The organism is Arthrobacter sp. NPDC080073, assembly GCF_040686575.1.
In the GTDB taxonomy this organism is placed as follows: Bacteria; Actinomycetota; Actinomycetes; order Actinomycetales; family Micrococcaceae; genus Arthrobacter.
The window spans coordinates 333,447-342,450 of record NZ_JBFBKR010000004.1; the positions used below are offsets into that span (position 1 = coordinate 333,447).

A 9,004-nucleotide genomic window follows, 5' to 3' on the forward strand; every position below is an offset into this window, starting at 1 on the left:
CTCCGAAGCCGAGGGTTTGAGTGGTTCCGACGTTTTTCATGTCGGCCGTGGGAACGGTCGCGCCGGTCGCGTCGGTTATGTGCGCAGACACCGTCACGGTCCCTGGGGTGGAACTGATGTCAACGGAGGTAGGAGTCACTGACGAGCTCGCCAGCACCGGCGGCGCAGTATCCGAAACAGCAGAGGCGGGCCCTGCCCCACCTAACTGCAGGACCAAGAAGAGCACGCTCAGTATGGCAATGAACGATGCACTCGTCTTCGACTTCCAGACACGCATGGGCCCCCCAAATAAAAGAAATAAACGTGGGCTGAAGCCGACGCTCGACACAATCTAGCATCCGGCTCCTAATCGGGACCTAAGAAGGTCCATGCCGACGAGCTGGGCCCTAAGCAGCTCAGGGGTATGCCAAAACAGCATGCCGAGTTCGGCATCCGGATGCGCCGACCCGACATGCTCTACGATCCGCTGACGCCCACGCATACTCGGCGATCCACACGGCTGTCATGTCGGAGGCCGTCCGCACCCTCCGGATGAAGACCACAGCCGTCCTAGCCGAGGAATTCCTTCATCCAGGTTTTGAGGTCTTCGCCGAACTCGGCCCGCTCGGACGCCAGCGTGATGACGGCCTTCAAGTAGCTGAGCTTGTCACCAGTGTCGTAGCGGCGTCCACGGAAGATGACCCCGTAAATGCCCGCGCCGTCGCCTTCGCCCTTTGCGAGGGTCTGGAGTGCGTCGGTCAGCTGGATCTCGCCGCCGCGCCCGGGCCCGGTCTCCTCGAGGACATCGAACACTGCCGGGTGAAGAACATAGCGTCCAATGACAGCCAAGTTTGATGGCGCTTCTTCAACAGAAGGCTTCTCCACGAGGCTGTTGACCTGGACGTAGTCCTCCCCCGCGATGGTCGTAATGTCGGCGCAGCCATACGCGCTGATCTGCGACGGCTCCACCTCGATGAGAGCAATCACCGAGCCGCCGGTCTTCGCTTGAACGTCGATCATGGTTGACAGGAGCTCTTCGCTCTCGTCAATCAGGTCGTCCCCCAAGAGCACGGCAAACGGTTCGTTACCGACATGCTGCTTGGCGCACAGCACGGCATGGCCCAAGCCCTTCGGTGCGCCCTGCCGGACATAGTGGATTGGCCCAAGCCCGGAGGCATGCTGCACGGCGTCCAAGCGGGTTTCGTCGCCCTTCAGCTCCAAAGAGCGTTCGAGATCAGGTGCCCGGTCGAAATGGTCTTCAAGAGCACGCTTGTTGCGGCCTGTAATCATCAGCACGTCGCTGAGTCCCGCTTTCACGGCCTCCTCAACGACCTATTGGATGGCCGGTTGATCCACCACCGGCAACATTTCCTTCGGCATCGCCTTGGTGGCAGGCAAGAAGCGCGTGCCCAATCCGGCTGCCGGAATAACCGCTTTACGAACTAATCTCCCCATAGACATAGGGCAAATCCTACGAATGGATTTTCAAAAAGGCTAATCCCTGAGGCAAGATTTCTAGCCTTCCGGCCAAGAAGTCGTCAACTCCGGGCCGTGCGCACCGGGTGCTTGCTCAGGATGGGCGGGCCCGCGAGTGCTTGCCACCCGTAGGAACCCGGCATAGCCTAGGGGTTCGCATCACACCAGATGCAAGACGCGTCGTCGTCTACCCGGGGGCTGGGCTCGGGACCTGCGCAACATCATCGCGCCGCACTCGTTCACGCCTGCACCAGGAGCACCCCTTGAACACCAAGACCACAGCCAGAAACGCCATCGCCGCCTTAACAGCCCTATTGATCGTCCTCGGCCTTGCTTTTGCCCCAGCCGCAAACGCGGCGGACCCTTCAGTGAAAGTCCTCGATACTGCAAACACCATTACGGACCCCAACTGGTTCAGGAAGGCCTATCAGGCCGGATTCCGGCTGTATGTCATGCACTCGACCGCATGGGGAACCTGCGACACTTGGTCCCGGACCCAGACCCAGCTGAAAATGGCCCTCGACGCTGGTCTGAAAATCGCTGTATACACGCGGGACCCTAACTGCTGGCAAGGCGGGATCAACGCGGCCGGCCCGTACGCGTCCCAACTCCAGTTCTTCGCCCTTGACGCCGAAACGGGCGGACCTCAAATTACCCGCGCCATGGTCGACGGCGTAAAGGGCATGGGTGTCCGGCCCGTGATCTACTCCGGGTCCGGCATGTGGCCGCAATTGATGAACAACACCACGGCGTTCTCTGACGTACCGCTCTGGGACACCGACACCCGCAACATCAACTACAACAGGTGGACGGCCAACTATCTTTCCCCGACGCCGGTTCAATACGGAGGCTGGAATACGCCAACGACGATGCGGGTCGGTGTCCAGCAGAAGTTCAACCAGAGCCTCAACGGGGTCGCGGTCGACCTGGACTCCTTCAACGCAACCTTCCTTAAGTGAATTTCAAAGCACGCTGACCCCCGGGGCGGCCGACTTCGCGCGCATCACGACGACGAACGGGCCTTGCGCACCGGGTGCTCGCTCAGGATGGACAAGCGGTTGAACGCGTTGATACCGATGCACGCCATGCACAGCACGCTGATCTGCTCCTCGGTGTAGACCTTCCTCGCACGGGAAAACAGCTCGGCGGTAGGACGGGCTGTGCTCATGCGCGTAATCTGTTCGGCGAGCTCAAGCGCCACCTGTTCGGCCTCGTTGAAAAGCCCTACCTCGCCATGCACCGACACCAATGAAAGCCGCTGCTCGGTCTCTCCGTAGCCGATAGCGCGGCGGTGATGCAGATCCAGGCAGAAAGCGCAGCCGTTGATCTGCGAAGCCCGGTAATTCAACAACTCCAGGGTGCGCCGCGGGATCCCGGTCCTGTCCGCCTCCGCAGTGACCTGCTCCGCGTAGCCGGATAGTGCCTGATAAAGTCCGGGCTGTTGCTTGTCCAGATAGCCAGCGAGTCTCGGGGTATTTTCGCTCATTCGCCGAGCCTATCGGAGAGAACTCCCTAGTCTCTGGAGTGTCCTCGCTATTTCACGCAGGCTATGGCGCCGCCCTGGAGTGCCCCCGTGGAATCCGCGTAGACGTTGCCCGCAGGTGCTGACGGGGTAGCTGGTGCTTGAGTTGCCGTCCCTGGCGCGGGTGCTGCAGGAGGTGCCGTTGCCGCTGGCGAGGCGGCCGCCGTCGTCGGGGTCGCCGTCGGCGTCGGTGCAGGAGCCGGCGGTACCGGCGTGAGGAGTTCCTTAACGGTGGCCTGCACCTGGGCGATGTCCACGGTGTTGATGGAGGCGCCATCCGGGGACGTTCCGAAGCCTGTGATCGGCAGGGTGGAGAAGGATATGTTGCCCCCGGTCAGGGAGGTGGCCTGCTGGGCAAGCTGGATCAGGTTCAACTCCGAATCCACCACGATGTTCTTGCTCACCGCGTCCAGGACACCCTGCATTTTCCCGATGTCGGTGAAGGTCCCGGCGTCCTTGAGCTGGTGGGAGACCGAGGCGATGAAGGCCTGCTGCCGGCGTTCACGGTCCAGGTCCGAGAACAGGTACGTCGGGTCGGAGGTGTCCCGGCGCTGCCGCACGAAAGCCATGGCCTGTCTGGCGTCGATCTGCTGCATGCCCGCTTTGAAGTCGGCCCCGGAGAAAGTGTCCTGGGTGGCCTTGTTCACGCACACGGTGATGGGCACGATCGCCTGGGCCGTCTGGTAGAACGCGGCCATGGTGACTTCGATGAAGTGGTCGATGTGCACGCTTCCCAGGAACTTGGTCACGGTAGCTATTTCGGCTTTGCGGCCGGCATCGCGGGCCGCCTGGTACGTCGTGTCGTCGTCGGGCTTTCCTTCGTTGATCAAGGAGGTCTTCTCCGCCGCGAATCCGTAGCCGTAAGCCTCTTTGATTTTCGCTTTGAAGGGGCCGCTTCCCGGTATGCCGTCGACTTGGACGTAGTCATCCCGGGGAATGGAGATGCCTGCTGCTTTGGAACCGTCCGCAGGGATGTGGATAAGCATCAGGACGTTGGAGTTGTAACCGCCGATACTCTCATCGCCCGCGTGCAAGGCGTCATACATCTCCGGAGGAAGAGGCTTGCCCTTCTCGTCAACTCTTGTGTCCAGGCCCATCACCAGGATGTTCGTGTCCTGGCTCAGCTTCGGCACCGCCGCGGGCAACGTTTTCAGATCCTTGAGGACATCCGAGCGGTGAACGTTGTTGTTGACCGCAACCGCCGTCGCGCCCACATAGGTGACCGCGACGGCGGCCGCCAGGGCCACCGCGACCGTGACCGACGTGGCCGCGATCAGGATGACGGATTTGCGCCGGGACTTGCGCCGCATGTGGCGAGGACCTTGAAAGCTTGTGCGGTGCCCATCATTCATGCAATTCTCCTGTCCCCGCCGCGGTTGGCGTGGTGGCTGGGTCCGCGGCGCGACCGGCGGGTAAGCAGATTGTAATCGGCCAATCGCGTAATGGACTCGACGACGCGGGAAACCATCAGCCCCCAATGGCGAGCCTCACCGCCGTCGTGGTTCAGCCCTTCTTCCCCCTCTAGCGGCGTTTGAGCATCACCGCGACCGCGGTCCCGATGCTCACTGCGACGGCGAGGACCCCAGGTCCGGTCACGGCCTGACCACGCCATCCCTCCCATGGTGCGGCAGTCGGCAGAAGCAGCACCGCAGCGATCGCGGCCAGGACGAGCACTGCAATGTTGACCGCCAGCCGCATCCGGCGTCCCGACGGCTCCGGTGCGGCCCCGTCCTCGCGCTTCCGCGCGAGGGGGCGCCAGTCCTCCGCTATGAGCCTGGGTACCCGCCTCACGTACGCGAAGACGTGCACTGCGAGGGTGGCGAGCCAGACCAAGAAGCTGAAAACGTGCACCCGGACCAGGATCTCGGGGGCAGGCCCGGTGATGGCCAAGGCGATCCCGCTGCCGATCAGCGTGAGCGTCGACGCGGCGAGCAGCGGAGCGATCACGCGCAGAAGCGGCCGGGGCGGACCCTTGCGGCGGTAGGCGGGATCCCGCGAGTAGTAGCGAATGAATCGCCAGCCGGTGCTGGCGGTCTTTGCCACAACCGGGCCCGCCAGGAGCACGCCAACGAAGAAGTGCGCCACGATCAGGCTGCCCAGAGTCGGAACAGTGGCGATCTCGGCCACCGACAGCACCAGCACCACGGCCCCGATCAGTGCGGTCAGGCGCTCGTTGCCGACGACGCCGGAAGGCTCACCTCCCGCGGGGGGCGGGTTCCACGCTGTCACGCCTTGACGTCCTGGCGGGGGAACACGACGGCGGTCACCACCACGAAGCCGACAATCCACAGGAGCGCTGCCCCCAAGGCCGCCGGATAGCCTTGGGGAGGTACCGGGCCAACCAGTGGCACGGCGGTCCCCACGATGGTGTTGAACACCCGGCCCGGGAACCACTGGGTGACCTGCGGCAAAACCACCGCAATAATGCCTTCGACCACCAGGATGTAGGCCAGGGCGATGCCGACGCCGGTCGCCACCGAACGAGTGAGCACTGCGACGAGCATGCCCAAGGCGCTCACTCCGATGAGGCACAGCACCTCATTGCCCAGGAACGCCAGGAAGACCTGCAGCCCCTCCGGAGACATCCAGGCCGCCGTCTGAATCCCCTGGCCTTGAGCAACCACAAGGATGAAGGTGCCGCTGATGAGCAGGGTGAGCAGCACCGAGAGCAGCACAAAAAGCACCAGCGCCAGCATTTTGCCCGCCAACCACCGCAGGCGGCGCGGCTCACAGACCAACAGGTTGCGCACGGTCCCTTGGGACCATTCCGCGGCGAGATTGGCTGTCACCATGACCAATGCGATGGCAATGATCAGGGAACGGGCCTGGCCAATGATCGAAACCAATCCCTGAGGTGTGGGGAACGCAGCAATCAGGCCGGTCATCTCACGGCCGGTGGCTCCAGATGCGATCTGGTGGAACGTCAGATATGCGATAAAGGTGCTCACCACCAGCATCACCCCGGCGACCGCCAAAACACTCCAGCGGCGGAACTTGAGCAATTCGCTGCGAAACGCGCGGATCACGGAAATCATGAGTGGTCTCCTCTCAGCAAAGCCAGGAACAGCTGCTCGAGGCTGGCTTCCCTTACCCGGATGGTCAGGTCGGGCGCGCCGCCTTCCTTGGCCTGCTGGTTCAAGGTATCGGCAAAACCGGCAGAACAGGCGATGCGCAAGACCTGATCGTCCCTCGTGACCGCATAGCCTGCCTCACCCGCTATCCGGGCCACCAGATCCAACTGGACCGCGTCCTGGGCTTCAACCACTAGTTCGACGCGTTGAGCGAACAGCTCCCGGGCCGGCCCGCAGAACAGGGCCTTGCCCTGATTGAGCATGATCAGCCAGTCGGTGAGCTGTTCCAACTCGCCGAGCAAGTGACTGCTGAGCAGGATGGTTTTCCCCTCGCCGGCCAAACGGCGCAGCATCTCGCGCATCTCGATGATGCCGAGGGGATCGAGGCCATTTGCTGGCTCGTCGAGAATGAGCAGCTCCGGATCCGGCAGCAGGGCCATCGCCACCCCAAGGCGTTGCTTCATGCCCAGCGAATACGTTCCGACCCGATCACGCGCCCGATCGGAGAGTCCCACCACCTCCAGCAATTCGCTCACGCGGGAACCGGGATGGCCTCCAAGGCGGGCGAGCACCTCCAGGTTGGTCCGCCCGGAGAGGCCCGGATAGAACGCAGGCGCCTCCACCAGTGCCCCGACGCGCGGCAGGTAACGCTCGAATTCAGTAACCGAGTGGCCCAGAACCGTAGCGCCGCCCGCATCCGGCCGCACCAGCCCCAGGAGCAGTCGAATGGTGGTCGTCTTGCCTGCCCCATTGGGACCGATAAAACCTGCGATGGCTCCCGCGGGCACGCGCATGCTCAGCCCGTCGACGGCGGTATGCCTGCCAAACGTCTTGCTCAGGCCATGTGCTTCAATTGCGAAGACTCCTGAGGGATCAGGCATGGTCTACATCCGTGCGGTTCATGGAAACAGTTCCTTTCGGGGATGGACGTTCCGACGTGGCGAGGTCCCGCAGTGTCCACATAAGAAAGAATGTATCTTGAGCTACCGAAGGGAAGTGTCATGAAAACGAAACCGGCTGGAACTTCCTTGCTCGACCGGACATTTCGCGTGAGCCTCATCCTGAAGGGCCTGGACGGCGTCCTGGAACTGATCGGCGGCATCCTTCTTTTGATCGTGACGCCGCGGCAAATCGACGATCTGGTCCGGTTCCTCACCCAGCACGAACTCGCCCAGGATCCTCACGACTTCCTGGCGAACAGCCTGGTGCACCTGAGCTCCAACCTCTCAGGTTCGGCGACGCTGTTCGGTGCCATCTACCTCTTGCTTCACGGCCTGGTGAAAATCGTCCTGGTCTGGGCAGTCCTGAAGGACAAGCTCTGGGCCTACCCCTGGATGATCGCGTTCCTGCTGGTCTTCATCCTTTACCAGGGCTACCGGATCGCCGTGGCCTTCTCCTGGGGCCTTGTCCTCCTGACAGCCTTCGACATCTTCATCGTCTGGATCACTGCCCGCGAATACCGAATCCACAAGGCGCGGAATCAGCAGGCCTCTCCGACACCTCAGTCCACAGGCTGAGGCTCGTCCGCCCGCGGGCGCCGCCGGTTGGGCATTACTTTCGAGCAAAAACAGGTCAGCGGGTGGTTTCGGGCGCATCTTTTCAGGTAGTTGCCACTCAAGCGCTGCGCCGTCCGGGTCCCTACCCTCAAACCATGATCACTCTGATGCATGGAGGCCCAAGGCGGCCGGAACCCCCCAAGCGGCCACCGAAAGATGTTCGACGAGAGGCAGCGTGGACCATGTTGTCCATCGCATTGGCCCCGGTCCTGCTGGTCGTAATCGTCCTTGACGAAGCAAGACGCGCCCTATTCCCACGGAGAAGGCGCGACCCTGAGGCAGAGTTCGGCCCGTACATTACTTAGTGCCGGCCACGGTCTTTTTCCGAGCGCCAAGCCTGCTAACCCCTCAGGCCCGGACGTGCGCACGCAGGGCCTGGAAGATCTCGATGAGCAAGCGGACCGCGTGATATCCCACCACCGCGGCAATGATCGCCGCGACCACAGGATCGAGCCAATAGAGGCCTTCCGTCACGTAGATGACGGCCCCTGCCACTGCAACTCCGGCCGCAGCCGCGGCATCCCCGGCGGTATCAAGCAGGACGGCGCGCATATTCAGATCGCCACCGGCTTTGTTGCTGCCGTCACCGCTGAGGATAAGGGCGCCCACGAACATCACGACGGCGGCAACCCCACTGACGATGAGCACCGGCAGCCCGTGCACTTCACTGGTACCGGTGAGGAGGCGTCCAGCCGCGCCCGCCAGAATCGCGAGGCTCAAGACGAGCAACCAGCCGGCGTTGACCCCTGCGGCCCGCGTGGTGGCCATCGGATATCCCTGCGGACGCTGAGGGGTCGGCGCCAGCTTGGACACCCGGACGGCGAACATGGAGAGCCCGATGGCTGCGGCATCGGCCAGGTAGTCCGCGCCTTCTGCGAGCACTCCCAGCGAGTTCGCCGAGATTCCCACAACAAGCAACCCAGCCACCAGCGCAAGGTTCAAAATCAGGACGACGGTCAGCCGACGGGTACGAGTCACCCCTTCAGAGTAACCATGAGGGTCTGCCGGCACGCTCGGAGCGCCAATTCCACTAATTTTCCTTGTTTTCGGCGGAAGGTCGTTCTTCGACCTATTACTGTCGTACCCCTCTGGAATGCTTTGGTTATGGATGGGAGCCGGGGAACACAGCTGATCGGATCGGGCGCGCCGTCGGGCAGCGCAGGTCCGGATATTGCTGTCCCGGGCGTCCAGGTGCGGGACCTGATCGATGCCGTGCACTCGCTTCGGCCGGGCCTCGCGAACGGCGCGGCAGCGGACGGCGGCTCCGAACTTGCCGGCCGCACCGAACCGGCCGACGGTGCCGAATTGATCAACCTCTTGCGTGGGCTTGAGGACCTGAAGTCCGCCGCCTCGGCCGCGCAGGCGAGGATCGCGGTCGCGTTCGATGCCGCCCGGCGCAG

At 63.0% G+C, this 9,004-nt stretch carries 9 protein-coding genes and 1 pseudogene; 3 read left to right on the forward strand and 7 right to left on the reverse strand.

The genetic code is table 11. The features are described from left to right. Nucleotides 1-549 precede the first annotated feature (549 nt). Nucleotides 550-1,296: a UTP--glucose-1-phosphate uridylyltransferase gene (locus tag AB0O52_RS07605; RefSeq protein ID WP_364535575.1), complete on the reverse strand. Its 747-nt coding sequence runs from the start codon at nucleotides 1,294-1,296 to the stop codon at nucleotides 550-552. A gap of 422 nt (nucleotides 1,297-1,718) precedes the next feature. Here AB0O52_RS07605 and AB0O52_RS07610 point away from each other — a divergent pair, with 422 nt between their 5' ends. Further along, entirely contained in the window at nucleotides 1,719-2,414 is a 696-nt protein-coding gene (locus tag AB0O52_RS07610) for a hypothetical protein (RefSeq protein ID WP_364535577.1), read from the forward strand. Nucleotides 2,415-2,458: 44 nt separating this feature from the next. Here AB0O52_RS07610 and AB0O52_RS07615 read toward each other — a convergent pair whose 3' ends face one another. The 5 genes from AB0O52_RS07615 to AB0O52_RS07635 all read right to left on the reverse strand — a co-directional run bounded on the left by AB0O52_RS07615 (nucleotide 2,459) and on the right by AB0O52_RS07635 (nucleotide 6,929). Next, nucleotides 2,459-2,941 (reverse strand): carboxymuconolactone decarboxylase family protein, encoded by a 483-nt coding sequence (locus AB0O52_RS07615; protein ID WP_364535578.1) that lies wholly within the window; start codon nucleotides 2,939-2,941, stop codon nucleotides 2,459-2,461. Nucleotides 2,942-2,988: 47 nt separating this feature from the next. Beyond that, nucleotides 2,989-4,287 (reverse strand): LCP family protein, encoded by a 1,299-nt coding sequence (locus AB0O52_RS07620; RefSeq protein WP_364535580.1) that lies wholly within the window; start codon nucleotides 4,285-4,287, stop codon nucleotides 2,989-2,991. Nucleotides 4,288-4,498: 211 nt separating this feature from the next. Continuing rightward, entirely contained in the window at nucleotides 4,499-5,206 is a 708-nt protein-coding gene (locus tag AB0O52_RS07625) for a hypothetical protein (RefSeq protein ID WP_364535582.1), read from the reverse strand. After that, entirely contained in the window at nucleotides 5,203-6,012 is an 810-nt protein-coding gene (locus tag AB0O52_RS07630) for an ABC transporter permease (protein WP_364535584.1), read from the reverse strand. Before AB0O52_RS07630 ends, AB0O52_RS07625 begins: the two co-directional genes overlap by 4 nt. Beyond that, the gene (locus AB0O52_RS07635) at nucleotides 6,009-6,929 is read right to left on the reverse strand and encodes an ABC transporter ATP-binding protein (protein WP_364535586.1); all 921 of its coding nucleotides are present in this window, start codon (nucleotides 6,927-6,929) and stop codon (nucleotides 6,009-6,011) included. The genes AB0O52_RS07630 and AB0O52_RS07635 overlap by 4 nt, the downstream gene beginning before the upstream one ends. Before the next feature lie 120 nt (nucleotides 6,930-7,049). Here AB0O52_RS07635 and AB0O52_RS07640 point away from each other — a divergent pair, with 120 nt between their 5' ends. Further along, entirely contained in the window at nucleotides 7,050-7,565 is a 516-nt protein-coding gene (locus tag AB0O52_RS07640; protein ID WP_364535588.1) for a DUF2127 domain-containing protein, read from the forward strand. Nucleotides 7,566-7,952: 387 nt separating this feature from the next. Here the strand turns inward: AB0O52_RS07640 and AB0O52_RS07645 are convergent, their stop codons facing one another. Further along, the gene (locus AB0O52_RS07645; protein ID WP_364535591.1) at nucleotides 7,953-8,582 is read right to left on the reverse strand and encodes a cation diffusion facilitator family transporter; all 630 of its coding nucleotides are present in this window, start codon (nucleotides 8,580-8,582) and stop codon (nucleotides 7,953-7,955) included. A gap of 126 nt (nucleotides 8,583-8,708) precedes the next feature. Between AB0O52_RS07645 and AB0O52_RS07650 the strand changes: the two are divergent. Beyond that, nucleotides 8,709-9,004 (forward strand): annotated as a pseudogene (locus AB0O52_RS07650) (hypothetical protein); the annotation flags it as partial.

Excerpts from the sequence above, each read along its gene's own strand:
- AB0O52_RS07615 (WP_364535578.1), bottom strand. The coding sequence starts at position 2,941 with ATGAGCGAAAATACCCCGAGACTCGCTGGCTATCTGGACAAGCAACAG.
- AB0O52_RS07620 (WP_364535580.1), bottom strand. The coding sequence starts at position 4,287 with ATGCGGCGCAAGTCCCGGCGCAAATCCGTCATCCTGATCGCGGCCACG.
- AB0O52_RS07630 (WP_364535584.1), bottom strand. The coding sequence starts at position 6,012 with ATGATTTCCGTGATCCGCGCGTTTCGCAGCGAATTGCTCAAGTTCCGC.
- AB0O52_RS07635 (WP_364535586.1), bottom strand. The coding sequence starts at position 6,929 with ATGCCTGATCCCTCAGGAGTCTTCGCAATTGAAGCACATGGCCTGAGC.
- AB0O52_RS07640 (WP_364535588.1), top strand. The coding sequence starts at position 7,050 with ATGAAAACGAAACCGGCTGGAACTTCCTTGCTCGACCGGACATTTCGC.